Genomic DNA, 23860 nt, shown 5'->3' on the forward strand with positions numbered 1-23860 from the left:
GTTTTTTTCTTTGAGTTGCTATTGTTCATTTAGTCAGTTGATTAGGTTGATTGTTGGAACATAAGACTTGTTAACAAATGTAACTATTTAGAACCTTGTTAAATTTAATAGCCGGCTGTGTAGTTTGGTCTTTCCTTAATAAATTTGGGATCATTAGATTTCATAATTTGAAAACCATGAAGAATCGATTGACTACCTTGTTTTTTTGCCTTTTTATAGGCGTGAATGTACTGGCACAAAAACCTACACAGTGGCGCGGTGAAAATTCCGAAGCCAAGTATCCGGCACCCGCACTAATAGCTCAGTGGCCTGCTGACGGCCCTCAGGTCCTGTGGCATTTTGAAGAACTGGGTGAGGGCTTCTCCTCTCCAACTTTTGCAAACGGAAAAATCTACTGTACCGGAATGGCAGATGAAGTTGGCTACCTGAGTATTTTTAATGAAAAAGGTGCTTTTGAGAAGAAAATTCCCTATGGAAAAGAGTTTGAAGTGAGTTATCCCGGCGCCAGGCAAACACCTACCATTGTTGGTGATCTGGCATACATTGTCAGCGGGTATGGCGAATTGATCTGTTTAAACCTGAATACGGGAAGCAAGTTATGGAGCAAAGAACTCGCTAAGGATTTTGGCTCTGAACACCTGCGTTGGGGATTTAACGAAACCGTTGTAATTGATGGCGATAAAGTGTTTTTTACTCCCGGAGGAAAAGAATACAACATGGTTGCGCTCGACCGCATGACAGGCAGCTTGGTGTGGAAAAGTGCTGCTAAAGGCGAAACGGCGGCTTACTGCACGCCAAAGTTAATCGAGCTGCCTGCCAGAAAATTGTTGGTCACACATACTGGAAGTGAGGTAGTCGCTGTTGACGCCCAGGATGGAAAATTGCTTTGGAGCTATCCGCACCCCAACCAGTACAATATTCACCCAAATACGCCTATTTTTCAGGATGGCGCACTGTTTATATTCAGCGGTTACGGCCAAGGATCCGTGAAGCTGAACCTTTCGGACGACGGTTCATCGGTAAACAAAGTGTGGAGCACCGAAAAGATGGATAACCAAATGGGTGGCGCCATTATTTCGGATGGCTTTGTTTACGCATCGGGACATAAAGCGCGCGGCTGGTTTTGCTACGATTGGAAAACAGGTGAAGAAAAATGGCATTCAACTGAAGTCGGCAATGGTGTCGTCATCATGGCGGGCGATAAGCTTATCGCCTATTCCGACCGGGGTGAACTGGCATTGATCAATCCAACTCCCGAAAAATTTGATTTGGTATCGACAGCGAAAGTAGAATATGGAACGGCGCAGCATTGGGCGCATCCGGTTGTTCACAACGGTGTTTTGTATGTACGCCACGGGCAGTCGTTGATTGCCTATAAAATTTCGAACTAGCTTTCCGTCCTTTCGGGAAACTGCAGAACCAACAATTAAACAAAAACCAAAAGAACGACATGAAACGAATACTGATCATTCAACTCATACTTTGTCTTAGCCTGCTTGTCGATGCGCAAGTTTACCAGTTTCGTGGCCCAAACCGCGATGGCAAGTTTCCCGAATCCGGACTTTTAAAAGCGTGGCCCGAAACCGGCCCCGAATTACTGCTGGAAGTGGAAGGCATTGGCAAAGGCTATTCTTCCGTGATTTCAAACGGAGAATATATCTATGTTTCGGGAATGATTGACACTTTGGACTACATGACTTGCATTGATTTTGAAGGAAATAAAAAATGGCAGGTGGCCTACGGGGAATCCTGGAAGAAATCTTTTCCCGAAACCCGCAGTACCCCAACCATCGAAGATGACCGAATCTATATCATCAGCGGCATTGGCGAATTGACTTGTCTGGATACGGAGACTGGTGATATCAACTGGAAAGTGAATGTCGACCGTGATTATGAATCTGAGTGGCATATTTGGGGTGTTTCCGAATCGCCGCTGATTGTCGGGGATAAAGTGATTTGCACGCCTGGGGGAAACCAAACTTCCGTAGTGGCATTTGATAAGATGACGGGTGAGGAGATTTGGAAAACGCCCAGCGTTGGTGGTCAGCGGTCTTATGCTTCATCAACACTTTACGAGCTCAACGGTGAGCAATATGTGCTGGCAGTTACGGCAACCAATTTAATTGCGCTGAATCCGGAAACGGGGGAGATAAAAATGACTTATCAATACTATAACAAGGAAAAATGGTCGGATCAGCCCGGGCTTATTTGGACCAACGTTCCCCTGTACAAAGGCGACGAGATTTTCCTATCGATGGGCTATGACTATCCGGCCAAAATGTTGCGGGTGAATGATGATGCCAGCGGGTTTGAAGTAGTGTATACCGATACTATTTTCGACAATCACCACCATGGAGTGATTGAACTGGACGGCTATATTTATGGCTCGAACTGGGAGAATAACCGCAAAGGAAATTGGTTGTGCAAAAACTGGGAAACTGGAGAGATTGTCTACGACGAAACCTGGAACACCAAGGGGGCTTTGGTTTATGCCGATAACCTGTTCTACATCTACGAAGAACAGCGTGGAAACGTCGCCTTAGTGGAGCCCGATCCGGAAGGCTTTAAAGTGATCAGCTCGTTCCGGATTGAAAAAGGTTCAGGCCCGCATTGGGCGCATCCATACCTGTTTGATGGTAAGCTGTTTTTGAGGCACGGCGAAGTTATGATGGTGTATAATTTGAAAGGATAGCGTGAATAGAATTCTTATAAATTCATTTGTTGGGTTGATTGCATTGATCGGGATCCTTTCGTTTGCTTTCTGGCTCACGAAAGATCCCACAAGCAACATTCAAGCCAGCTTGCCCGGTGAAGACAACCGGGAGGCTGGCAATTTGATTGAAGAAATCGTTCGTATTGGCGAAAATTTCAATCTTTTTGAAAATGAAGCCCCCGAAATGCAAGGCACCTGGCCCCAGTTTCGCGGTGAAAACTTTGACAACATCGTTTCAGAAAAACAAAACCTAAAGGATTCGTGGAGCGCCGATGAGCCAGAAATTTTGTGGTCAGTCGAATTGGGCGAAGGGCACGCCGGGCCTGCCATTTACAAGGGGCGGGTCTATGTGCTCGACTACGATGAGGAAACCCGTGAAGATGCTTTGCGATGCTTTTCATTTGCTGATGGAAAGGAAATCTGGCGTCGGTCGTACGGGGTGCATGTCAAACGAAATCATGGGATGTCGCGAACCGTTCCAACCGTTACCGAAGACTATGTGGTAACCATTGGCCCGCGTTGCCATGTGATGTGTGTGGAACGCGAAACCGGAGATTTCATCTGGGGAATCGACATGGTGAAAGAATACGGAACAACTATTCCGCAATGGTACACCGCTCAATGTCCGCTGGTAGTTAACGACAAAGTGATCCTGTCGCCCGGCGGAAGTACCATTATGATGGCGGTGGATATTCATTCGGGTGAAATCTTGTGGGAAACGCCGAACGAGATGCAGTGGAAAATGTCGCATTCTTCCATTGTTCCTATGAATTTCAACGGCCGGAACATGTACGTTTACAGCGCTGATGGTGGTGTTTGTGGCATCGCCGCCGACGGTGAAGATGAAGGCGCAGTGCTGTGGCAATCAAATGCCTGGAACCACTCGGTGGTAGCGCCGTCACCGGTGATACTTGATGGTGGACGTATTTTTCTGACGGCTGGTTATGGGGCAGGTGGAATGATGATCCGGCTCAATCCTCAGGGCGGAAAATTTGAAGTTGAAGTGATTACAGAATATCAGGCAAAAGATGGGTTGGCTTGCGAACAGCAAACTCCGGTGATATGGGATGGCCATTTATTTGGTATTCTTCCCAAAGATGGTGGCTCCAACCGCAACCAGTTGGTTTGTGTGCATCCGGATGATGTGCAGACCATGGTTTGGACTTCCGGAAAAGACAGCCGTTTTGGATTGGGGCCTTATATTATCGCCGATGAGAAGATGTACATTCTGGATGATGATGGAACACTGACCATGATTAAGCCGGACAAGAACCGGTATATTCAACTGGCACAGAAAAAGATTTTGGATGGGCATGATGCTTGGGGGCCGCTTGCCATTGCTGATGGCCGCCTGCTCATGCGCGACTCAAAAACAATGGTTTGTTTGGACGTTGGGGAGTGAAGCTCCCGTAATTTAGAAGCTGATTTTTATGATCTTCTATGATTCATGATGAAATATTGATTTTCGGAGAAAAATGATCACAACAGAAAGTAAAAGAAATAAATTTTGAAATCTTTAAAAATCATAAGCTATCATATAAATCCGCGCCAAAAAAGAATCGAAAATGAAATACAAAAAGCTGGTTAATCTGATATTGATTGTTTTGGCCCTGGCCATCGCTATTATTATTGCACGCGACTTTGTGCAAAACAGGGGAGGAAAGAATATTGAAAATCCGTATGCTTTCGATGTCAGCGAATATCGGAAAGTTGATCCTGCTGAAATTCTGTATAAAGAAGAAAAGGTATTGCAGCTAAAAGTTGGCGAACCCAAGGGAATTGACTACTACGACGGTGTGATTTACATGATTGCTGACAGTAGTTTGATTCAGCTTAACCTGCAAGGGCAAATGTTGAAAGAAGTCAAGTTAGATGCTGCACCAACTGCGGTGGCAGCCGGAAACCAACTTTGGGTGGCGTTGAAAAATCAAGTCATTGCATTTGATCAGGACGGCAACGAAATGCAGCGATGGAATGATTTTGGCCCGCGTTCGGTGATTACTTCGCTGGCCGTTTCACCTGAATTTGTTTATGTGGCCGACGCTGGTAACCGGCTCGTCTATCAATTTTCGCATCAAGGAGAACTGCTTCAGCAAATTGGTGAACGGAATGACGATAAGGCGGTTCCTGGGTTTGTTATTCCCAGTCCTTATTTCGATGTCGCTTTGAATGAAGAAGACTATTTGTGGGCAGTTAACCCCGGACGCCACAGCTTGGAAAACTTTAATGCCGATGGTGCAATGCGCAGTTCGTGGACCGCTTCATCAGTGAAAACCGAAGGTTTTAGCGGATGTTGCAATCCTGCCCACATGGCAATTATGGAGGAAAATGCCTTTGTGACGAGCGAAAAAGGAATTGTTCGTGTAAAGGTATACGACCAGCACGGAAAATACATCGGGGTGGTAGCGCCGCCGGATATGTTTGATGACGATGCTAAAGCGCCTGATGTTTGCGTGGATGAGGAAGGCCGGGTGATTTTACTCGATTTCAACCGCAAACAAGTGCGCGTATTCAAACTGAAAAACGACGAATGATGAATCGAAAAGAATTTATACAGAACGGTTTACGCCTGAGTGTTTTGACAGGGATCGTAGGAGGCTCCCTGTTTTTGATGAGCCGGAACAAAGTTGATTTTACTTGTTCGGAGAACAGCGTATGCAAGTCGTGTACTGCTTTCACCGGATGCGAGTTGGATAAAGCAAAACAAAGCAGACAAGATGAACGGTAAAAAAGAACACAAGCAGGCCAGCCGGCGTGAGTTTATCCAAACCGGGATGCGCTGGACACTTGGTTTTTCGCTGGCTGGGGTGGCCACAACGGCTGCGCTAAGGGTCAGCGCCGACGATTACGTTTGGCAGCTCGATCCCTTTAAATGTGTTTATTGCGGACGCTGTGCAGACTATTGTGTGATGACGCCTTCCGCGGTAAAATGCGTTCACGCCTACGACCTGTGCGGTTACTGCGATTTGTGCGGTGGTTACCTCAAACCCGATGCAAATGCCTTGTCGACTGCGGCAGAGAATCAACTTTGTCCGACCTCGGCGATCCGGCGTAAGTTTGTGGAAGATCCCTATTTTGAATACGAGATTGACGAGGATTTATGCTTTGGATGTGCCAAATGTGTCGAAGGCTGTTCGTCGTTTGGAAATGGTTCGTTGCACTTGCAGGTCCGACACGATTTGTGTGTTAACTGCAACGAATGTTCCATTGCCCGCGTGTGTCCGGCCGATGCTTTTGAGCGTGTACCAGGCAGCAACCCATACAAAATAAAAGGTGATTTTTCGGTTGGAACCGATGAGTCTAACCCCGCTTAAACCAAGAAAGTCAATGAACCGAATCTCAAAAATAACATTTTCATTAGCAGCTTTTTTACTGAGCCTGCCGGCATGGGCGCAGCAGCGTTTTCCGAAACCCGAATTTGAGACCGGCTATGTGCAGCCTGCCACCTCTCAAGCTCCCCCACGAGTCTTGTTTTTGGAGTACCTCGATGTTTTCATGTTGATTGCTGTTTTAGTCGTGGCCACTTGGTTTGTGGTGAAAAAGCGGTCGCGCCGCGGTGTACTCTGGACCTCTGTTTTCGCCTTGCTTTATTTTGGTTTTTTCCGAATGGGTTGCATTTGTTCCATTGGTGCCATTCAAAACGTTACACTGGCTATTTTTGACCCAACCTATGTGCTGCCGTTTACCGCCCTGCTGTTCTTTGTCATTCCTTTGGTTGTTACCCTATTCTACGGAAGGACTTTTTGTGCTGCGGTTTGTCCGCTGGGAGCCATTCAGGACTTAGTGGCTTTTCGGCCCATTGAACTGCCCCGGTGGCTGCAAAAAGTCTTGGGGATTGTTCCTTATTTGTATTTGGCTTTGGCGGTTTTATACGCCGCGACCAGTTCCGAATTTCTGATTTGTCGATACGACCCTTTTGTCGGAATTTTCCGCTTTGACGCTGAATTTCAAATGTTGTTGCTCGGAGGATTGTTTCTGCTGGTTGGCATTTTTGTGGCCCGTCCGTATTGTCGCTTTTTCTGTCCGTACGGCGTGCTGCTGGGATGGATGTCTACCTTCTCGAAAAAACACATGACCATTACCCCAAACAATTGTATTCAGTGTAAGTTATGCGCTAATTCGTGTCCTTTTGGGGCCATTGAAGAACCGGTGGAAGAGCAGGGAAACAGGCGTACGAATGTGCAGCTGCTGATGACTTATTTATTTTTCATCCCGCTGTGGATTGGAATTGGCGGATTGGCCGGTTCCATGATCCACGTACCGCTGGCCAAATTCAACTCAACGGTTTACCTGGCCGAGCAGTTGGTTGAAAATCCGGAGTTGAAGCAGGATCAGGAGCACATTGACGCCCGCGCGTTTATGCAATCTGGTAAATCGATGGATCAACTGGTGACGGAAGCTAAAGAAATACGTAGTCAGTTTTACTGGGGCGGATGGTTGGTTGGCGGATTTATGGGACTGATTATCGGCTTGACTTTATTAAAACTTTCATCGCACCGAAATCGGTATGATTACGAGCCAGATAAAACAAATTGTCTAAGCTGCGGACGATGCATGGATTATTGTCCGGTGAAGAAATAAAACAATGAATAAAATGAACTGGACCCTGAAAGATAAAATGAATGTAGCGAAAGGCATTGCCTGGTTTGCTGTTCTTTTTAGTTTGATTGTTAGCGTGATGCTAATTGCCAATTACGTGCAATTGAAAACGGTTGACCCGCTGGAAAGCCCGGCTTTGCAAACCTTGGTTGAGCGCTTGCATGATAATCCGCAGGATGAAGCGCTAAAGGAAGATATTCGGGCGCTCGACCTGTTGATTCGAAAAGCTTACTTCACCAGCCAGTGGCAAATTCGTACAGGCGCTTACCTCTTGCTTTTTGGCGTGGTGGTTTTTGTGCTTGCCATTCGCTATCTGAAATCGCTCAGCAACGAGCTGGATGAGTTGGAAAGCATAGAAAAGGACGCCTTTCTAGATAAACAACTCGCTCGCAAGTGGATGATTTATACCGGTGCTGGCTTGTTTGTTTTGGCGATGTTGTCGGGTGTATTTTCCAACAATATTTTAGATGACTACGAACCGAAAGTGCTGGCAGAGGTCCAAATGCCATCAGGTGTGGAGGTGATTGAGGTACAGCCAGTGGCCGATAATCAAATAGAACCGGTCGTCGAAGCGGAATCTCCAGCTCATGAAGAATCGGTTCAAACTGAAACAGCAACTGGAGAGCCGGAAGTTGCCGCCTCGACTGAACCGGAACAAAAAGCCGCTTCCGCTGCCACAAAGGCGACCGTGCCAACCCGGGAGCAGCTGCGGGCCAATTATCCTTTTTTCAGGGGACCTGACGGAAATGGGATAGCTTATCAAACCAAGGTGCCTGAAAAATTTGATGTAGCTTCGGGCGACAAGGTGCTTTGGAAAGTGAAAGTTCCAAAACATGGATACAATTCGCCCATTGTGTGGGGCGATCAATTGTTTGTTACAGGGGCTGATAATGATGCCCGCGTGGTTTACTGTTACAATAAAAATACCGGCGATCTGCTGTGGGAAGCCAACGCCGATCAAATTGCGGGTTCACCTGCGAAGTTGCCGAAAGTTACGGAAGATACCGGTTTAGCAGCACCAACCATGGCAACCAATGGTGCTGCGGTTTTTGCCTTGTTTGGTACGGGAGACGTGATGTCACTAGACTTCTCTGGAAAACGGCTCTGGGCCAAAAACCTGGGCGTGCCGGATAATCACTATGGGCATTCCTCGTCATTAATTATTCACAAAGACAAACTGCTGATTCAGTACGACACTAATCGTGGCGCTAAAGTCTTGGCGCTGTCAACCACTGATGGCTCAACCCAATGGGAAACCGTGCGTGATGTGAGAATTTCGTGGGCATCGCCGGTATTGGCCAATGTAAATGGGAAAGTACAATTGGTGTTAACTGGCGAACCTTTGGTGGCTGGTTACGATCCGGAGAACGGGAAGGAACTATGGACAGTTGATTGCATGATGGGTGAAGTGGGGCCCTCAGTTGGTTATGCCGACGGCGTGGTTTATGCGGCCAACGAATATGCGACTTTAGCCGCCATTAAGGTGGGCAGCCAGGCCGAAGTGATTTGGGAAGAAAGTGAATACCTTCCCGAAGTGGCCAGTCCGCTGGCCAAAGATGGCCTGTTGATTATCGCCACAAGCTATGGCGTGCTGGCTTGCTATGATGCCAAAGATGGCTCCAAATACTGGGAGCAGGAATACGGCGACGGCATTTACGCCTCGCCAATTTATGCCGATGGAAAAGTATATGTGATGGATATGGGCGGCAACCTGCACGTAATCAGGTTGGCCAAGGAATTTGAATTGGTTGCCGAATCTGAATTGGGTGAAAAATCGGTCTGTTCACCGGTGTTCGCCGACGGCAAAATGTACCTACGCGGTTTCGACCATTTGTATTGCATTGGAAATTAAGAGAAATGACAGAAGAAATCCAACATATCATTAGCCAGGTTGACAAAATCGTTCAGACAAAAGGAAACACAAAGAAAGCGCTGATTCCCATTTTGCAAGCCATTCAGGACGAATACAACTATCTGCCTGAAGAAGCCTTGCGCCATGTCTGCCACACAACGGAGATCACCCCCGAAAACATTACGGGTGTCGCCAGTTTTTACTCGCAGTTTCGCATGAAGAAGGCGGGTCAGCATCTTATTAAAGTGTGTGTGGGAACCGCCTGCCATGTGAAGGGAGCGGGGCAGGTGTACGATGCATTTAAGCGCCACTTCAACTTGACGGGCGATGAGGAAACCGATGCCGAAGGAAACTACACCCTCGAAAAAGTGTCGTGCCTGGGCTGTTGCACGCTGGCGCCGGTTGTTCAGGTGGATGATGTGACGTACGGCCATGTCACCACCGACAAAGTCGATTCTGTTTTGCATGACTTTGAAAGTCAAATCGGAAAAACAAGTAAAAAAAGCAAATACAGGAACGCCGATGGCAGCGAGTTTCAGGGCGAAATTCGCATTGGACTGGGCTCATGCTGTGTGGCCAGTGGCAGCGATGAAGTGAAAAAAGAGATTGAACAAACCATTGAAGGAACGGGCATCAACCTCCAGCTTAAAAATGTGGGCTGCGTGGGCATGTGCCACCAGGTTCCACTGGTTGAAGTAATCGATGAAAACAAGGAAAGCAAGCTCTATGCGAAAGTCAAACCCAACGAGGTAGCCGATATCATTCATAAGCATTTTAAGCCCAGGGGATTATTCGACCGCTTGAAAAACAACACCTTCCACTGGCTGGAAAAGATGCAGACAGACACAGTTTGGGAAGGCGTTGACCGCTACGCCATTGATGTGCGTGATGAAATGGTGTCTGGCTTTTTAGACCGCCAGCTACCCATTGCTACAGAGCATCGCGGCGTGATAAATCCGCTGGATATGGACGAATACCGAAGCTTTGGTGGTTTTGATGCTTTGAAAAAAATATTGCAAACAGATCGGCATGAAGTGATTCGTATGGTCAAAGACAGCGGATTGCGTGGCCGGGGTGGTGCAGGATTTTTAACCGGACTGAAGTGGGAGCTGGTGGAAAAGGAAAACGCGGAGAAAAAATACCTGATTTGCAATGGCGACGAGGGCGACCCCGGCGCATTTATGGACCGGATGTTGCTCGAATCTTATCCCTACCGGGTGATCGAAGGCATGCTGATTGCTGCCTGGGCAGTGCAGGCCACCGACGGCTATTTTTACATCCGTGCCGAATATCCGCTGGCGGTAACCCGCATCCGGCAGGCCTTAGTGAATTGCCGCGAGCAAAACCTGGTAGGCAACAATATTCTGGATTCCGGTTTTAATTTTGATATTCAGATTTACGAAGGGGCCGGCGCCTTTGTTTGTGGCGAGGAAACAGCGCTGATGGCTTCCATTGAGGGCAATCGCGGATTTCCCACTATTCGGCCGCCATTTCCGGCGCACAAAGGTTTATGGGGCTTTCCAACGCTGATCAATAATACTGAAACCTTTGCCCAGGTGTCCTACATCATCCGCAATGGGGAAACCCGTTTCAGTGAAATTGGCACGGAAAATTCAAAAGGAACTAAAGTGTTTTCGCTGACTGGCAAGATAAACCGGGGCGGATTGATTGAAGTGCCCATGGGAATCACTATCCGGCAGATTGTGGAAGAAATTGGCGGTGGCGTTCAAAATGGCAAAAAGTTTAAAGCCGTGCAGGTTGGCGGTCCTTCGGGGGGCTGCATCCCGGCTTCGCTCTACGACACGCCCATTGATTACCATTCCTTGCTCGAAGTAGGTGCCATGATGGGCTCCGGCGGCTTGGTGGTGTTGGATGAAGACGATTGTATGGTAGACATTGCCCGTTACTTTCTGTCTTTCACTCAAAATGAATCGTGCGGAAAATGTACCTTTTGCCGCGTTGGAACCAAGCGCATGCTGGATATCCTGAACCGGATCACTTCAGGAAGAGGAACCAAAAAGGATCTGGAAGAACTGAACTATTTGGCTGAATGGACCAAGAAAGGAAGTTTATGCAATCTCGGAAAATCGGCTCCCAACCCAATTGTAACGACCTTGCAGTATTTCTACGAGGAATATGAGGCACATATTGAAGGCAGCTGTCCGACCGGAAAATGCACGGCAATGATTACCTATTCCATCAACGATGAGTGTATCGGCTGTACCAAGTGCGCACAAAAATGCCCGGTTGACGCCATCAAGTTTGAGCCGCACAAAAAGCATTCAGTCAACACCGAGCTGTGTATTAAATGCGATGCCTGCCGGCAAGTTTGCCCGGTTGATGCGGTTGACGTGGAATAGCCAGCGGAGAGAGTCACCCCGAACTTGCTTAGGGGTCTGTTTGAGCAAAAAAAAAGATGCCGAAACTGGTTTGCATGACGATTTAATGAATGATTTTAAAGAGTAAAACTTGCTGATAATCGCGCTAACATAACTTGAAGATTTGGACTGAAAATAAAATTGTATTCTTAGTTGGATAGAATAAAAAGTTCAACCAAAAAAAATCAAGGGAATCCCTTAATCTCATAAATAAAGGTTCAGACGAATATGATCAAACTAACAATAAACTCCCAACCCTTAAAAGTTCCCGAAGGCACCACGCTTCTGGAAGCGGCCCGTATGCTTCAAATTGACATTCCAACCATGTGCCACCTGGAGGGAACGGGACATTTTACTTCCTGCATGGTGTGCCTGGTTAAAGATACCCGCAACGGCAGGCTCATGGCTTCGTGTTCGATGCCGGCCATGGAGGGTATGCATATTATTACTGATGATGCCGAGTGTCGTGAGTCGCGCAAGGCCTCATTGGAGTTGCTATTGAGTGAGCATGTGGGCGATTGCGAAGCGCCCTGCCAGTTGGTTTGCCCGGCACACATGAATATTCCGCTGATGAACCGGCTGATTGCCGCCGGGAATTACGATAAGGCGGTCGAAGTGGTAAAACGCGACATTGCCTTGCCCGCGATCCTCGGACGCATATGCCCCGCGCCCTGCGAGGCGGGTTGCCGCCGCAAGCAGGTCGATGAAGCGGTTTCTATTTGTTTGCTGAAAGGTTTTGCGGCCGATCAGGAATTGGAGAAGGGTGTTGCTTCTGTCCCACCCAAAAAGCTATCTGGGAAAAAGGTCGCCATCATTGGCGCCGGGCCCGCCGGACTGGCTGCCGCGTTCTACCTGAACAAGGCTGGCCACCAGGTTTCCATTTTTGAAAAGAACGCAAAGGCTGGTGGCGATCTGCTTCAGATTGAAGAAACGGAGTTGCCAGTGAAAGTGATGGAAGCCGAATTTTCAGCTATTCTGAATTCGAATATCAAAACCTATTTCAATATTGAAATAGACCAGCAACAGTTGGAACAACTTCAGCAGGAAAATGATGCCGTAATTTTGGCAACCGGCGCCATAAACGACCAATTGAGAGAGTGGGGGATAACCCTCTCAAAAACAGGCATCGAAGTAGATAAAGGAACTTATCTTACTTCAATCGAAAAGGTATTTGCCGTTGGCAATGCGTTGCGCCCTTCAAAACTGGCGGTCCGCTCGGTGGGGCAGGCAAAAGAGCTGGCTTTTGTGTTGGATGATTGGTTCCGGAGCAATCAGTTAAGCGGGTATCCAAGTCGGTTCAATTCGAAGTTTGGCAAGTTGCAGGAATCGGAATTTATTGAGTACCTGAAAGAGTCGGTGGATGAAAAGCGACTGGAAGCCACGCGTGGAAAGGCGGTTGGTTTTACGGGGGAAGAAGCAGTTGCCGAGGCGAAGCGCTGCTTGCACTGCGATTGCCGAAACCCCGAAAGCTGCAAACTACGCGAACTTTCGGATATCTACGGCGCGCAGCAAAAACGTTTTCAATACGATGAACGGTTTAAGGCTCAAAAAGAATTTGCCCCGCAAAATATTGTTTATGAATCGGCCAAATGTATCAAGTGTGGAATTTGTGTGCGAATCACTCAGCAATACCAGGAAAGCTTTGGGTTTTCATTCATCGGCAGGGGATTTGATGTGAAGGTGGGCGTGCCGTTTTCTGAATCGGTGGAGAAAGCTCTCAAAAAAACAGCCGCATTGGTGGCCGAAAAATGCCCGACAGGAGCTTTATCTAAAACAGATACTGAAGAACAGATATAGCATAGCGGTCATCCCGGGCTTGTTTCGGGATCTGTCGCAGATGAGAAAAAATATTAAAAACAGAGAACCCTGAGGATTACACAGAGTTAAAGGAGATTTTGCAGCTATGAAGAAATGCCAACTAATATTGATCCTGTTATTTTCAACGAACGTACTGTTTGCTCAGTCCGAATGGCCCATCTTTCGGGGCAACCAACAGCTAACAGCGGCCGTTGCGTATGAGTTGCCAAACCAGTTACAGTTGTTGGCTTCCTTTCAAACCGAAGGTGATATCAAAGCTTCGCCCGTGGTAAACAACGGCGTGGTTTACTGCGGATCGACCGATGGCTACTTCTATGCCTTCAACCTAAAAGGCGAACTGAAGTGGAAGTTTGATGCCGGAAATGCCATTGAAGCCCCTGCGGTGTTGCTCGATGGGAAAGTCATTTTTGGTTCGTTGGACGGCTTGTTGTTTTGCCTGAATCAGAACAATGGTGCGGTAGTTTGGAAGTATAAAACCGATAACCAGATCATCGGCTCGGCCAACTGGCACACTGCCAATGGGCACACCGTGCTGGCTGTGGGGAGTTACGACTACTTTCTGCACGGCGTCAAGCTGGCAGATGGGCAAGGTTTATGGCAATACGAATCCGACAATTTTATCAATGGCGCACCGGCGCTGTACAATAACAACGTAGTTTTTGGTGGATGCGACGGCTTCTTGCACCTGGTCAACCTCCAAACGGGGCAGGTGACCCGCAAAATTGAATTATCAACCTACATGGCGTCATCCCCAGCGATTGTAGGCAGCGAAGCTTACATTGGCGACTATGAAGGGCGCTTTTTTGCTGTCGATTTGGAAAATGGCAACGTACGCTGGACCTACGACGATGCGGAAAAGAGCTTGCCTTTTATTGCTTCTCCAGCCGTTTCAGGCGACTGCATTGTCTTGGGAAATGAAGACCGCCAGCTGTATTGTTTCAACCGAAAAGACGGAACAGTTGTCTGGACCAAGCGATTGTCGAACCGGATTAATTCCTCATCGGTGATCGCCGGAAACAAAGTTGTTACCGCAACCATGGATGGTATGCTTTTTATGCATAACTTACAAACGGGAGAGGAATTGCAGCGGTACGAATTGGGTAGCCAGATGATGAGCTCGCCAGCAGTTTACGATGGCAAAATCATCATTGGTGCCAACGATGGAAGAATCTATATTATGGGGAAATGAACAGCTGGCAACTTGAACACTGAAACTCGAAACGCAATGAAAATAGCACACATTATACCCGGTTCAGGCGGCAGTTTTTACTGCGGCAACTGCTTGCGCGACAGCAAGTACATGAAAGCATTGCAGGATTTAGGCCAGGAGGTGATTAAAGTTCCGCTTTACCTGCCCCTGTTTGAAGATGCGCACGATTTGAATGAAGTGCCTGTGTTTTATGGAGCGGTGGACATTTATTTGAAACAGCGCTTCCCCGTTTTCCGGCACATGCCCGCCTTTGTCGATAAAATGCTGAATTCGAAATCGGTGTTAAATCTGGCGGCCCAAAACGCCGGTTCAACGCGGGCTAAAGGTCTGGAGGAAATGACCGTTTCGATGTTGTTGGGCGAAGAAGGTTTGCAAAAAGAAGAACTGGAGCGCTTGGTGGAGTGGTTGCGTGATGAGGCCAAGCCTGATGTGGTGCACCTTTCGAATGCTTTGTTGCTGGGACTGGCGCGGCGAATCAAGCAGGAAATGAATATTCCGGTGGTTTGCTCCTTGCAGGACGAAGATGTTTGGGTAGATGTGATGAGCGACAAGCACCGCGAAGAAGTTTGGCAAATCATGGAAGCACGTGGTCGCGAAGTGGATGCTTTTATAGCAGTCAGCGATTTTTATGCTGAGGAGATGAAAATGCGTATACGCATCCGCCCGGATCAACTTTTTATCAATCACATTGGGGTGGATGCGGCTGACTACCTGGTGAAGCCCGTCCAGGAGAAAGAGCCTGTCATTGGGTTTATTTCGCGCATGTGCGAAGAAAATGGACTGGGGATTTTGGTCGATGCCTTTTTGTTGTTGAAGGAAGATGAAGCTTTCAGCCCGGTGAAGTTGAAGATTACCGGAGGCAAAACCAATGATGATACGGCTTTCATCAAGCAGCAAAAGAAAAAAATAGCTGCGGTCGGCTTGGAGGAGCAGGTGTTGTGGGTTGAAGAGTTTGAAAATCCTTCGCGTCAGAACTTCTTTGATACCGTGGCGCTGTTGACGGTTCCCGTGCTAAATGGCGAAGCGTTTGGCCTTTACCAATTGGAAGCTTTAGCCTCGGGAATTCCACTGGTGCAGCCCGAACTGGGCGCCTTCCCCGAAGTGGTTGGCTTGTCGGAAGGCGGCATCAATTATCACCCCAACAGCCCGAAAAAACTGGCCAAAGCCTGGAAAAGCATCATCATGGATAAAGAAAAGCTGGCAGCGTTAGGTACCAAAGGACTGGCAGGTGTCAAAACAAATTTCGATATTCATAAGCAATCGGAAAAGCTGGTTAGGATTTATGAGTCCGTAACAGCAAAAAAACAATATCAAGTTTGAGTTGCTTTTAACTTGAAACTCATAACTCCAAACTGATTAATCATGCTCGAAATCAAATCACTCACCAAAAGCTTTCAAACCGGCTCGGAAACACGGCGAATCATTCTGGATGAACTCAACTTGTCAGTTCAAGATGGCGAAAGCGTCGCTATTGTTGGTCCGTCCGGTTCCGGAAAAACAACCTTGCTCAATATGTTGGGCGCGCTCGACCGGCCAGATAGCGGTGACGTATTTCTGGATGGCGAACTGGTTTTCAGCAAAAATGAAAAGCAACTGGCCCAATTTCGAAACCAGTCTATCGGTTTCGTGTTTCAGTTGCACCATTTGCTTCCGCAGCTCAATTTATTGGAAAATATCTTGCTGCCAGTTGTTGCACAGCAATCAGCCGTGGATTCAGTCAGCCGGAAACGTGCTGAAGAACTGACCCAGAAGCTGGGCATCGCTGGATTACAAAATCAAAAGCCCGGACAACTTTCGGGTGGCGAGTGCCAGCGCACGGCCATTGCCCGCGCCTTAATTAATCGACCACGGATTTTGCTGGCCGACGAACCAACAGGAGCACTGGATCAGCAATCTTCCAATCATTTGGCTGACCTGCTTTTACAGCTCAATCGCGAAGAAAATACCAGCTTGATTGTGGTGACACACTCCATGGCCTTAGCTTGGAAAATGGATAAGATTTACAAGCTCGAAAACGGAAAATTGCAACTTACGGAGGCATGAACGGAATTAGCTACGCGATAAAATCACTGCTGTATTTTTGGAGATTGAATCTGACCATGGTGTTGGGCGTGGCGCTTAGTACAGCTATTTTACTGGGGGCGTTTGTTATTGGCGATTCGGTTACCTACAGTCTGAAGCAAATTACCTTGCAGCGGTTGGGCAACACCGATTGGGTTATTACTGGCGGCGAGCGGCTTTTCAGAGCCGAATTGGCCAACCAAATGGCTTCTGACGAGATGGAAGTTAGTCCTCACTTGTTTGTCAACGGAATGGCCGTTTTAGACGGCGGCAAAGCGCGCGCCAATCAGTTGCAGGTGTGGGGCGTGAAACCGGATTTCGACAGATTTGCCGGGACGAATGGTTTGTATGCATTAGTCAATAATGAAGCCGTTATAAACGAACAGCTAGCCGAAGTTCTTGGCGTAGAAGTGGGAGAGGAGATGCTGTTGCGGGTCAACAAGCTCAGCACTTTCCCAGCCAATACGCCCTTTGTTTCGGCTGACGAGTCCACCATTTCATTTCGGGTGAAGGTCAAGGCAATTGCTTCCCTGTCAGAAACCGGTAATTTTAATCTTCAGAAAATTCAATCAGCCCCCAAAAATATTTTTGTTTCGCTGGATTTTCTTAACCGGCAAATGCAGTTGGATGATCTGGCTAATGTGCTGTTGGTGAATGATTCTGGTATAGACGAAATGAATTTATTCGAACGAATTTCGGCTCATTGGAAACTGGAAGATCTGAATCTTTCTGTCAGAGAAAATGCCGGTTTAAACTATACAGAGTTAGTTTCCGATCGGGTATTTATTGAGCCCTCAGTGGCTGATAGATTATTGAACAGCGGTGAAACTTATCCAATCTTTTCCTATTTCGTCAATCAACTGAAGATTCAGGATCGGGTCACACCCTATTCATTTGTGGCAGGTTTACCAGCTACAAAGGCGAATTTACATGCAAATGAAATGATCATCAACCGGTGGTTAGCTGAGGATTTGAAGGCTGCTCCGGGTGATTCCATCTTCGTTACTTATTTTGAAGTGGGGCCGTTGCGCCAGTTAGTTGAGAAGTCGACTTGGTTTCAAGTGGCTGGAATCGTGGAAATGGAAGGGCAATGGGCGGATGTCAATCTGATGCCGGATATTCCGGGCTTGTCGGATGCCGGGCATTGCAGCGACTGGGAAACCGGTGTTCCTGTTGATTTGTCTAGCATTCGGCAAAAGGATGAGGACTATTGGACGGACTTTAAAGGCACGCCCAAAGCGTTTATCAATCTTAGTACTGCGCAAGAATTGTGGGGAAACCGCTTTGGAGCATCAACGGCCATTCGCTCGAATGGTTTACAGGCTGCTGACTTTGAAAGTCGGGTTTTAGCTGAGATTCAGCCGGAAGATGTTGGCTTCCAAGTGAAGGATGCCAAAGCTGCTGGCTTGCAGGCGGCTAGCCAGGGAGTCGATTTTAGCGGCTTATTTATTGGCCTGAGTTTTTTTGTGCTCTTTGCGGCCTTGCTGTTGGCCTACCTCATGTTTCAGTTGTACCTGAACTTCCGTCGTTCGGAGATTGGTACATTGCACGCCATGGGCTTTTCGGCTCAAAAAATCAGGAAACTGTTTTTTCTGGAGGCGATGTTGCTGGTTGTAGTCGGAACACTGTTTGGCGTGCCTATTGGACTGGCTTACAACAGCCTGATTATGGATGCCATTAATACCATTTGGCGCGATATTGTACGAACCTCCATTTTGAGTATTCATGTCACACCCTTGGCCATTATTCAGGCTATGCTGATTGTCGGCGTCATTAGTTTGGTTAGCGTGTGGTTTGTGCTTCGCAACTATGCCGGGCAACAGATTATTGCCATGCAGCAAAGCCAGTCGGGCAAGTCAAGTTCCGGCAAATGGTCTTTGTGGATTGGCGTGGGTCTGAGCCTGCTCTCGGTTTTGCTGATGCTTTCGCAGGGCATTGGAAGCGAAATCAATCCAACCGTGTTTTTTATCAGTGGCTTTGGCCTCATGCCCGGACTGATTTTACTTTTGAATTCCGTTTTGATCCGAAGAGAAAATAGAATAACGGAGAAGTTATCATTTCGCTTTTTTTCGAATCAGTTGGTTTTAGCGGACCGACGAAGAAATCTGCTGATTGTTAGTTTCCTGTCAGTGGGAGTCTTTTTGGTGCTTTCTACCGGGCTAAACCGAAAAGATTTGACACGAAATGCGGACCAGCCGTCTTCCGGAACTGGAGGCTACACTTTTTTTGCGGAAACCAGCTTTCCGGTGCTGTTTGATTTAAATTCGCCTGAAGGCCGCTTTGAACTGGGGCTGGAAGATTCGCCGGCTGACTTTGTGCAGTTCCAGTCTTTGGCTGGCGATGATGCGAGCTGTTTGAACCTGAACCGCGTGAATCGCCCCCGAATTTTAGGTTTTAATGCCGAAAAGTTGGACGAGCAGCAGGCATTTACCTTTGTTGCCCAAACCGATGAGCTGAATCCTGCCCATCCTTGGTTGTGTTTGAATCAAGTGTTAGCCAATGGGCAGATTCCGGCCGTGGCCGACCAAACAGTGATTAAATGGGGCTTGGGGAAGTCGGTGGGAGATACGCTTATCTATCAAAATGAGTCGGGCGAAGAGGTAGTTTTAAAATTGGTAGGTGGCTTGGCCAATTCCGTTTTCCAGGGAAATATTTTGATTGCAGATCGGTTGTTTTATGCGAATTTTCCTTCGGTGAGCGGATCGCAAGTGTTTTTGGTACAGGCTCCTGAAACCGAAGAGGAAAATCTTCGCTCGGCCTTTCGAAATTATGGATTTGAAATTACGCCAGCCAAAGAACGTTTGTTGCTTTTTTACCAGGTTGAAAACACCTATCTCAACATCTTTCTGATGCTGGGGGCACTTGGATTACTTATTGGAACCATTGGGTTGGGAATCATTATTTTTCGAAGTATCTATGAAAACCGTGCGCAGTTTGCGCTGCTGCAAGCGACCGGTTTCCGAAAACAAAAAATCAGGCGAATTGTGCTTCGCGGATACATGCAGCTCGTCCTTTTGTCACTGGTAATCGGGCTGATTCCTTCCATTCTTTCGGCTTTGCCAAGTTTACGTTCATCTCTCTATTTTGGACTAATTTACTGGAGTCTGGCTATTTTTGTTTTGGTGCTTGCCAGTGCCTGGCTGTGGGTTTTTACAGGGAATCGTCTGGCAATGAGGGGCAACCTGTACGACGCGCTGAGAAATGATTAATCGAATTTTGGCAAGCAAAAAAATGGGAACTGCCGGTAAGCGAAGTTCCCATTCTATCTATGATTTCGTTATCGTGTTACCGTCGTGCCATCATCATCATGTGCATCAATCCACCTCCGTTACTCACATTTGTAAATCCTGCCTGTTGTAGTCCCCGCTGTGCATAAGCCGACCGTGCACCGGATGCGCAGTACAAGGTGATTTCTCTTGATTTGCTGCCCAGTTCATCGAGCCGTGCATACAAATCATCCAATGGAATATTAATGGCGTTGGGAAAAGCTCCGGCCCGAAATTCTTCGGGCGTGCGAACATCAATAACCAACGGCTCGTTTGCTGAAGCAGAGGCACCTGGTGTGCGATTGCGATTGGCCATCATGGCTGATAGTCCGCCGCCATTTTTTACATTGGTGTAGCCAAGCTGCATCAGCATTCGTTGGGCGTAGGCAGAGCGTGCACCTGTAGCGCAATAAACCACAATTTCGCGCGACGCATTTGTTCCCAATTCTTCGAAACGATACATGAGCTCATCCATAGGAATATTGATGGCATTGGGATAGGCTCCCTCGTTAAATTCCTCTGGCGTGCGCACATCGATGACGATGGGCGAATGATCATCGGCGACTTTTGCTGTTGTTTTTTCTTCGGTTTCAGCCTTTTCTTTTTCCATCGATTTTGTGTCAACCGGCAACAAATCAATCTCAACCTGATTAAAACCGATGGTTCGGGCTTGCCGTTGCAAGGAGGTGTGTCCTCCCGAAATATTGGTTACATCGTTGAATCCTGCCCCCCGCAAAGTACGCAAAGCTTGATGGCTTTTCTTGCCGGTTTCGTCGTAAACCACGATCGGCCGATTGATCGGAATATCCGACAGCTGCTGTGACAGTAGTTCCAACGGAATATGGATGGCGCCTTGAATATGGCTTTTTTCGAAAGCAAAGATATCGCGAACGTCCAAATAGACCGGGTTCTTATCGGCAACAAAGTCATCGAGTTCAGAAACTGTCACAGATGGACTGAAACCAGAACTGCGGTTTTCGGCCGCGTAGGCAGCCATGTTAATGGCATCGTTGGCCGTACCAATTGGAGGCGAATAAGCAAAGTCGACGTCCGCCAAATCACTGATGGTCAGTTTTGCTGCTGTAGCTGTGGCAATCACATCCAATCGTTTGTCGGCCCCTTTATAACCCGCGGTTTGTCCGCCAAGAACCACGCCTGTTTTTCGATCATAAACCAACAAGGTGGTCACTGTTTCGGCTCCGGGATAATACGAGGTGTGATGTTCTTTGTGAACGACAACGGCATCGGCATCAATTTTGGCGGCGCGGGCCTGTTTCAATGAGAGCCCCGTGGTTCCTGCCACGGCCTCAAATACGCGCACAACAGATGTTCCGATGGCCCCTTTGTATTGATGGTGCCCACCCAAAGCATTCTCTGCAGCGATTCGTCCCTGGCGATTGGCTGGCCCGGCCAACGGAATTCGTACTTTTTTACCACTTACGCGATGCTCAATTTCTACCATATCGCCGGCAGCGTAAATATCCGGGTCGGAGGTTTGAAGTTCAGCATTCACCATTAAGCCACCTGCTTCGCCCAATTCAAGCCCGGTATCGATCGCCAGCTGCAGGGTAGGGCGAACGCCAATCGACAGCAAAACCATATCGGCTTCGAGCCGCTTTCCATTGTTGAGCTTCACCGAATTACTTTTGATTTCAGTGACTCCGGCGCTGGTGTGCACACCCACACCATAAGCCAGCAATTCGTTTTCAATAAACCCGGCAGTTTCGGCCTCCATCAGGCCCATGACGTGGGGCATCATTTCAACCACATTCACCTTCAGCCCTCGTTTTACCAGCGCTTCCACCATTTCAAGACCGATGAATCCGCCGCCAACAACAACTGCGCTTCGCGGTTTTTTTTCTTCCAAATGGTTGGATATTTTATCCATATCTTCGAGTGTCCACAGTGTGAAAACATGGTCGAGATCAGCGCCAGGAAGTGTTGGATTGATCGGCTTTCCGCCTTGTGCAAGAATAAGTTTGGTGTATTCGAACGTTCTCACTTCACCATTGATGGCATTGGTTGTTTCTACCTGGTGGGCTTGGCGGTCGATGGCAGTTACCAGGGTATTGGTATGAACTTCAACCTCATACTGCTCCTTGAAACTTTCAGGACTTTGTAGAATCAGTTTTGAGCGGCTAACGATATCGCCTCCAATGTAATACGGTAAACCACAGTTGGCGAATGAAATATCAGGGCCTGCTTCGAGCATAATAATTTCAGCTGTAGGAGATATTCGGCGAGCTTTTGCAGCAGCGGTTGCTCCGGCTGCAACTCCCCCTATAATGATGATCTTTTCCATAATCTTCTTGTATTTTTTTTATGACACGTTATTCAATATTGTATTTGGAGTCTTTTGATCAAAGCGATTAAGAATAGGCTAAACCAAATCTGTGAGCTTTGATTTAGGATAAAAAGTAAAGACTTACATTTTATCCGGCCTTAGCCATTTCTTTCAATAAAAAATCTTTGCTTTTGATACCGACAAAGCGGTTGATTTCCTTCCCATTCTTGAACAGGATGAGGGTGGGAATGCTTTGAACTTTGAATTTTTGAGCGAGACCCTGAAATTTTTCGATGTCCACCTTTCCTACATAATTATCACCTGTTAAACCGGCTGAAACATCATTTAAAATTGGCGCCATGATCCGGCAGGGGCCGCACCAGCTAGCCCAAAAATCAACCAACACCAGTTTGTTTTTTGTCTTCAGGTGAAAGTTATTGTCAGTCAGCGTGAGAATGTTTTGATGATCATCTACCAAAGGAGTATTTTTCATTTTAGCGCGGGCAATTTTTGCCAGAATGAGAAACCCGATGATCAGAACTACAATTACGATGAGGATTATTTTTACCATTTTGTGTTTTCTAAAATTAAGTTCGATGCAAAAGTATTCTGACTGAAAGCAGCAGGCAAGTATCGTTGACGCTGTCTTTGCAACTTTCGGATTGAAATAGAACAACTTTTTTATTGATTTATTCCTAACTTCGCCGTGCAACGCAACGAAGTAAGCTCATGAAGACAATTTTGGAAACTGACGATAATTTTATTTGCGACATTAAAGCGCCATGTTTTCAGACACTTGGACCAGATGAAGTGGAACTGGTCCGGTCGGCCAAAACACAAGTTCATTTTCGAAAAGGCGACAACCTGACCAAACAAGGTGCTTTTGCGTCGTACGTATTGTTTTTGATTGATGGCCTGGTCAAACAGTACCTGGAAGGCGACAACAATAAGCTTTACAACCTGAAAATTTTTCAGCAGGGCGATTTTGTTGGCTTGTCATCAGCATTTTCAAAAAGCACTTTCGATTATTCTACCGTGGCGCTTACTGATTGTATGGCTTTTCTCATAGAAAAGGAAGCTATAGGCCAAGTGGTACGGCAGAATGGCTTGTTCGGTTTCAATTTTATTCAGCGATATTGTGAGCAGAGCACAGGATTGTTTTCAACCATCCGAAACGTGCTATATAAACAAATGAATGGCCGCCTGGCCGCTACCTTGCTATACCTGAACGGCTTTAAAGCAGCGAATCCCAAAATTTTTTACTTGCTGTCGCGTAAAGATATCGCAGATTTTGCCGGAATCTCGACCGAGAGTGCAGTTAAGTTGCTGAAATCCTTTGAAAAAGACGGATTGATTCAATTGAAAGACAAAGATGTGATTGTGCTTGACTTTGATAAGCTGCATGAGATTAGTCTGCGGGGGTAAAATTGGCACTTCAAATTTTTTGTATTGAAAAGGAATCCTTCGGAGTTCAACGATTGATATCTGACTTGTTTTGAAATGCTTAAGAATATCATAATTGATCTCCCTTAGCCGCAAAAGCCTGGCAGGCTTAAAAAGAAGGGTAACCACCTCCAAAACACTTTGCTGGGGTACCCGGGGTGTTAAATCATTTACAAATCATGCAGAGTCAGGCCTGTCTTTCGGCTGTCATGCTCAATTCCGTCGGTTAATTTTTT

General features: G+C 47.2%; 16 protein-coding genes. 14 read left to right on the forward strand and 2 right to left on the reverse strand.

Features of this window, described 5'->3' with window-relative positions; all coding sequences use genetic code 11:
• Nucleotides 1-176 precede the first annotated feature (176 nt).
• From AAC033_RS01455 to AAC033_RS01515, 13 genes are all read left to right on the forward strand, one after another.
• The gene (locus tag AAC033_RS01455; RefSeq protein WP_339734602.1) at nt 177-1391 is read left to right on the forward strand and encodes a PQQ-binding-like beta-propeller repeat protein; all 1215 of its coding nucleotides are present in this window, start codon (nt 177-179) and stop codon (nt 1389-1391) included.
• Between the two features lie 59 nt (nt 1392-1450).
• Nucleotides 1451-2692 carry a PQQ-binding-like beta-propeller repeat protein gene (locus AAC033_RS01460; RefSeq protein WP_339734604.1) on the forward strand — a complete coding sequence of 414 codons (1242 nt, stop codon included), beginning with the start codon at nt 1451-1453 and terminating at the stop codon, nt 2690-2692.
• 1 nt (nt 2693) lies between these two features.
• On the forward strand, nt 2694-4115 hold the full coding sequence (locus AAC033_RS01465) for a PQQ-binding-like beta-propeller repeat protein (protein ID WP_339734606.1): 1422 nt from the start codon (nt 2694-2696) through the stop codon (nt 4113-4115).
• 163 nt (nt 4116-4278) lie between these two features.
• Nucleotides 4279-5247 (forward strand): hypothetical protein, encoded by a 969-nt coding sequence (locus AAC033_RS01470; RefSeq protein WP_339734608.1) that lies wholly within the window; start codon nt 4279-4281, stop codon nt 5245-5247.
• Between the two features lie 183 nt (nt 5248-5430).
• Nucleotides 5431-6027 (forward strand): hypothetical protein, encoded by a 597-nt coding sequence (locus AAC033_RS01475; RefSeq protein ID WP_339734611.1) that lies wholly within the window; start codon nt 5431-5433, stop codon nt 6025-6027.
• A 13-nt stretch (nt 6028-6040) separates the two neighbouring features.
• The gene (locus tag AAC033_RS01480; protein WP_339734613.1) at nt 6041-7294 is read left to right on the forward strand and encodes a 4Fe-4S binding protein; all 1254 of its coding nucleotides are present in this window, start codon (nt 6041-6043) and stop codon (nt 7292-7294) included.
• Between the two features lie 13 nt (nt 7295-7307).
• On the forward strand, nt 7308-9164 hold the full coding sequence (locus AAC033_RS01485; RefSeq protein WP_339734615.1) for a PQQ-binding-like beta-propeller repeat protein: 1857 nt from the start codon (nt 7308-7310) through the stop codon (nt 9162-9164).
• A 5-nt stretch (nt 9165-9169) separates the two neighbouring features.
• Nucleotides 9170-11524 carry an NAD(P)H-dependent oxidoreductase subunit E gene (locus AAC033_RS01490; RefSeq protein WP_339734617.1) on the forward strand — a complete coding sequence of 785 codons (2355 nt, stop codon included), beginning with the start codon at nt 9170-9172 and terminating at the stop codon, nt 11522-11524.
• A gap of 246 nt (nt 11525-11770) precedes the next feature.
• Nucleotides 11771-13339 (forward strand): 2Fe-2S iron-sulfur cluster-binding protein, encoded by a 1569-nt coding sequence (locus AAC033_RS01495; RefSeq protein ID WP_339734619.1) that lies wholly within the window; start codon nt 11771-11773, stop codon nt 13337-13339.
• A 106-nt stretch (nt 13340-13445) separates the two neighbouring features.
• Nucleotides 13446-14549, forward strand: a complete 1104-nt coding sequence (locus tag AAC033_RS01500; protein WP_339734621.1) for a PQQ-binding-like beta-propeller repeat protein — start codon at nt 13446-13448, stop codon at nt 14547-14549.
• Nucleotides 14550-14585: 36 nt separating this feature from the next.
• The gene (locus AAC033_RS01505; RefSeq protein ID WP_339734623.1) at nt 14586-15890 is read left to right on the forward strand and encodes a glycosyltransferase family 4 protein; all 1305 of its coding nucleotides are present in this window, start codon (nt 14586-14588) and stop codon (nt 15888-15890) included.
• Between the two features lie 42 nt (nt 15891-15932).
• Nucleotides 15933-16613, forward strand: coding sequence for an ABC transporter ATP-binding protein (locus tag AAC033_RS01510; protein WP_339734625.1), 681 nt, complete (start codon nt 15933-15935; stop codon nt 16611-16613).
• Nucleotides 16610-19840, forward strand: a complete 3231-nt coding sequence (locus AAC033_RS01515; protein WP_339734627.1) for an ABC transporter permease — start codon at nt 16610-16612, stop codon at nt 19838-19840. The genes AAC033_RS01510 and AAC033_RS01515 overlap by 4 nt, the downstream gene beginning before the upstream one ends.
• A 76-nt stretch (nt 19841-19916) precedes the next feature.
• On the opposite strand, the gene AAC033_RS01520 is transcribed toward AAC033_RS01515, so the two are convergent.
• Both AAC033_RS01520 and trxA read right to left on the reverse strand, forming a co-directional pair.
• Nucleotides 19917-22199, reverse strand: a complete 2283-nt coding sequence (locus AAC033_RS01520; protein ID WP_339734629.1) for an FAD-dependent oxidoreductase — start codon at nt 22197-22199, stop codon at nt 19917-19919.
• A 130-nt stretch (nt 22200-22329) separates the two neighbouring features.
• On the reverse strand, nt 22330-22752 hold the full coding sequence (gene trxA, locus AAC033_RS01525; RefSeq protein ID WP_339734631.1) for a thioredoxin: 423 nt from the start codon (nt 22750-22752) through the stop codon (nt 22330-22332).
• 158 nt (nt 22753-22910) lie between these two features.
• On the opposite strand from trxA, the gene AAC033_RS01530 reads away from it, so the two are divergent.
• Nucleotides 22911-23606, forward strand: coding sequence for a Crp/Fnr family transcriptional regulator (locus tag AAC033_RS01530; protein ID WP_339734633.1), 696 nt, complete (start codon nt 22911-22913; stop codon nt 23604-23606).
• The last annotated feature ends 254 nt before the right edge of the window (nt 23607-23860 follow it).

Origin of the sequence: uncultured Sunxiuqinia sp., assembly GCF_963974515.1 — a bacterium.
GTDB lineage: Bacteria > Bacteroidota > Bacteroidia > Bacteroidales > Prolixibacteraceae > Sunxiuqinia.

Bases quoted from the DNA above. Each gene is read 5' to 3' on its own strand.
- AAC033_RS01475 (WP_339734611.1), top strand. From the start codon at position 5,431: ATGAACGGTAAAAAAGAACACAAGCAGGCCAGCCGGCGTGAGTTTATC.
- AAC033_RS01515 (WP_339734627.1), top strand. From the start codon at position 16,610: ATGAACGGAATTAGCTACGCGATAAAATCACTGCTGTATTTTTGGAGA.
- AAC033_RS01480 (WP_339734613.1), top strand. From the start codon at position 6,041: ATGAACCGAATCTCAAAAATAACATTTTCATTAGCAGCTTTTTTACTG.
- AAC033_RS01500 (WP_339734621.1), top strand. From the start codon at position 13,446: ATGAAGAAATGCCAACTAATATTGATCCTGTTATTTTCAACGAACGTA.
- AAC033_RS01455 (WP_339734602.1), top strand. From the start codon at position 177: ATGAAGAATCGATTGACTACCTTGTTTTTTTGCCTTTTTATAGGCGTG.
- AAC033_RS01505 (WP_339734623.1), top strand. From the start codon at position 14,586: ATGAAAATAGCACACATTATACCCGGTTCAGGCGGCAGTTTTTACTGC.
- trxA (WP_339734631.1), bottom strand. From the start codon at position 22,752: ATGGTAAAAATAATCCTCATCGTAATTGTAGTTCTGATCATCGGGTTT.
- AAC033_RS01490 (WP_339734617.1), top strand. From the start codon at position 9,170: ATGACAGAAGAAATCCAACATATCATTAGCCAGGTTGACAAAATCGTT.
- AAC033_RS01530 (WP_339734633.1), top strand. From the start codon at position 22,911: ATGAAGACAATTTTGGAAACTGACGATAATTTTATTTGCGACATTAAA.
- AAC033_RS01470 (WP_339734608.1), top strand. From the start codon at position 4,279: ATGAAATACAAAAAGCTGGTTAATCTGATATTGATTGTTTTGGCCCTG.
- AAC033_RS01495 (WP_339734619.1), top strand. From the start codon at position 11,771: ATGATCAAACTAACAATAAACTCCCAACCCTTAAAAGTTCCCGAAGGC.
- AAC033_RS01510 (WP_339734625.1), top strand. From the start codon at position 15,933: ATGCTCGAAATCAAATCACTCACCAAAAGCTTTCAAACCGGCTCGGAA.
- AAC033_RS01485 (WP_339734615.1), top strand. From the start codon at position 7,308: ATGAACTGGACCCTGAAAGATAAAATGAATGTAGCGAAAGGCATTGCC.
- AAC033_RS01520 (WP_339734629.1), bottom strand. From the start codon at position 22,199: ATGGAAAAGATCATCATTATAGGGGGAGTTGCAGCCGGAGCAACCGCT.
- AAC033_RS01460 (WP_339734604.1), top strand. From the start codon at position 1,451: ATGAAACGAATACTGATCATTCAACTCATACTTTGTCTTAGCCTGCTT.